This window comes from Nocardia sp. NPDC059177, from assembly GCF_042755165.1.
Taxonomy (GTDB): domain Bacteria; phylum Actinomycetota; class Actinomycetes; order Mycobacteriales; family Mycobacteriaceae; genus Nocardia.
The window spans coordinates 1-2,648 of the sequence record NZ_JBHZBX010000047.1; the positions used below are offsets into that span (position 1 = coordinate 1).

Here is a 2,648-nt window from a genome sequence, read left to right on the forward strand (position 1 = left end):
GGACGCCCAACGAAGTAGAGTCCGACTGGTTCGAGCGGAATCGAGCAGCCTGAGAAGTCAAAATCTCACTGTCCGAGAACTTCCCAGCCCCTCATGGAGGTGATCACGCGGTCGGTGCGTGAGGACTTGGAGGTCGAGTTCGACGGAGGCATCAGCTACGTCCACCTACTCGTGCGCCGAGGAAGATGGCGGTAGGGCCGAGAGACCCCCCAACTGTCTGCAAATTCCGGACGGCTGGGGGTCTTCTCTGCGTTTCAGCCGTTGGCGCGGCCTACTTGGTCGGATATGGCATCAGGTCATCGATGTGCTCTTCGAGTTCCGTCGCGATGGTCATTGCCGTTGTCTTTGCGCGGTCAGCCACCGCAGGTGTGCTCGGCCCGAGGTTCCCCCCGGCTGCGGTGACCTTGACATCGAGGTTCCGCACGCGGAAGGCGACCTTCGAGACCGCCCCATCCAGGCCCGCCAACGGCGATGTGTCCTGATAGGCGGAGTCACCAAGAAGTGGAACCGGCACCGCACCGGATGGTCGATGCATCGGGCCGGTCGAGAGCTGGAAGGTGATATCCACCCATCTGCTGAGGTCCCGAACGGGGGCGCTCGGATCAGTTTGGAGGCGAGCTCGATCCACGCCGCACTCAATCGCGTTCGGGGGCGCCGTGGTACTGCGAGCGCTCTTTTCTTCGCCGAGAGTGCCAGGGACCGCTGGATTCAGCAGATCCGAGAGAAACTCGGTGATCGGCTCTCGGACCTGCGCGAGGATCGGGTCGCAACTGTCCGGCAGGGAGTGGTACGACAACTCCTCTGTCACCGGCTCGTTGGGAACGTCCTCCGAGCAGCCACCCAGCACGAGAAGTGCAGCGATTGCGCCAACTCGCCATACTTTGGGCGTGATCATGAGTCATTGCCCCATGGTTTGCCCGTCGGATTACGGGGCTGATATCCGCCCAGAATGAGTGCATCAGGGGCAATGTTCGACGGTACCTGTACCGTGCCGGCCTGGGTGATAAGGGTATCGAGAGTCCCTCCGATCTCCTTCTTGTACTCGATCACCTCATCGGTCAGCTTGCCGGTCAGCTCCATGAAGTCCGCGAGTGCATTGATGATGGCGGTTTCCGCGCTGCCGCCATCGAGCGTTATCATCTCCTTGATTTCCTCCATGAGGCTGGCGGAAGCCCTGGCGACCGTCGCAGCGTACTCGGTGATGTACCGGATGCAGGTTCCATAGTTCTTGAGAACCAATGCACCGAAGGTATTGATCTGTTCGGCCATGCCGGCGATTATCGTAGCGTTCAAAGGTGTGACTTCGATAATGTGCTGGAGATACTTGGCCGCCGCCTCCCCAGAGGTTCCGGTCCAGCGCGCCTCGAGGGATGCCTTAGCAGTTACCAGACCATTGCCGTCGTCGCTACCGTCGATGGATTGGGTCAACTCCGACACTGCCTTTTGCCATGCAGCCAGAACGGTGGACACATCGCTGGGGTTTCCGAGCATTTTTCGGATCAACTCAACTTGCGCCTTGACCATGGAGTTACCGACCTTCGCCGCAGCAGTCACGAGCGTCGCGGCCTGCTCGTAAGGGAAGACAAGCTCAGGAGAGACTCCCATCGGGTTCTTGTCTTCCGGGATCGCGTATCCCTCTACGGTTTTCGATCCCATGTCAGTATCCCACCCGCTGGTCGATGTACCCGAACTGGCGATACCATTCGGCGTCGAGATTCTCGAAATGCTTGGCGCAGGTATCCAGGCTGCCCGCCGCGTTACTGATCGAGATGTGACCCTGGATGAGTTTAGTTGCTATGACACCGGCTGCTGCTGTGTTGAACTTCGAGACAATCTCGGTGCCGAAGAACCCGAGTGCATCCGCCTGCATGGGGGTTCCCGCGATAGCCTCTTTCGCCTCCTTCCAATGATCAGCCGCTTGCTGCACTTCTGTTGCCTGCAGGCGTAGAGCCTGGGGACATGTGTTGAAATCTACGTTCGCCATAGTTGAAACACCCACTAATTTCCGGAGATGTCGGTTAGTTGTGGTTTGGCAGCCTGCGAGTTCAGCGCCGTGATGAGCGCTGCGACCACGGCGCTCTCGTTCGACTCCGAGACTTCGTATGGCTCCAAGTCGATCGACAAAAGTACCCCGAAGCCGTCGACGGTCAGGTCGCCATACCTGGCGCCGGTGTAGGTATCAACCACCGGTATCCGGCGCCGTTGCTCGCGTATCCGCTGATTGAACGCACCGGATCGGATGTCGACGATCAGCTCCGTCCAATCGCGGTTCATCTCTCGCACGAGGTTGTACAAGTTGTCGAAGGCGTTGTCGAACTCGCTCATTTCGGCTCCCCACCTGGGCGTAGGTCATCGAGCAGCCCATATGCTTCGGGATAGAGCTCCCTGGTGCGGGCGTTCATCTCTTCGGCGGCGCTCTTGCGTGCGGCCGACACCGCTCGCACGATGGCCTGGCACGCCTGGTCGATGTCGTCGGCCAGTACCCACGTCGGCCGACTGAGGTCCCCGAACCCTCGCGCCAACGCGATGTCAAGGACGGTCCCTGCCCCTGATATGAGGGGCTGGGAAGTTCTCGGACAGTGAGATTTTGACTTCTCAGGCTGCTCGATTCCGCTCGAACCAGTCGGACTCTACTTCGTTGGGCGTCC

4 protein-coding genes are annotated in these 2,648 nt (G+C 59.8%); all 4 read right to left on the reverse strand.

Going from position 1 to position 2,648, the window contains the following annotated elements:
• Positions 1-271: 271 nt before the first annotated feature.
• The 4 genes from ACFXK0_RS28940 to ACFXK0_RS28955 are packed head-to-tail and all read right to left on the reverse strand — an operon-like array spanning position 272 to position 2,325.
• Entirely contained in the window at positions 272-895 is a 624-nt protein-coding gene (locus ACFXK0_RS28940; RefSeq protein ID WP_379414256.1) for a hypothetical protein, read from the reverse strand.
• Positions 892-1,656, reverse strand: a complete 765-nt coding sequence (locus ACFXK0_RS28945; protein ID WP_379414257.1) for a hypothetical protein — start codon at positions 1,654-1,656, stop codon at positions 892-894. Before ACFXK0_RS28945 ends, ACFXK0_RS28940 begins: the two co-directional genes overlap by 4 nt.
• A gap of 1 nt (position 1,657) precedes the next feature.
• Positions 1,658-1,984 carry a hypothetical protein gene (locus ACFXK0_RS28950; RefSeq protein ID WP_379414258.1) on the reverse strand — a complete coding sequence of 109 codons (327 nt, stop codon included), beginning with the start codon at positions 1,982-1,984 and terminating at the stop codon, positions 1,658-1,660.
• A 14-nt stretch (positions 1,985-1,998) separates the two neighbouring features.
• Entirely contained in the window at positions 1,999-2,325 is a 327-nt protein-coding gene (locus ACFXK0_RS28955; RefSeq protein WP_379414259.1) for a hypothetical protein, read from the reverse strand.
• Between the last annotated feature and the right edge of the window lie 323 nt (positions 2,326-2,648).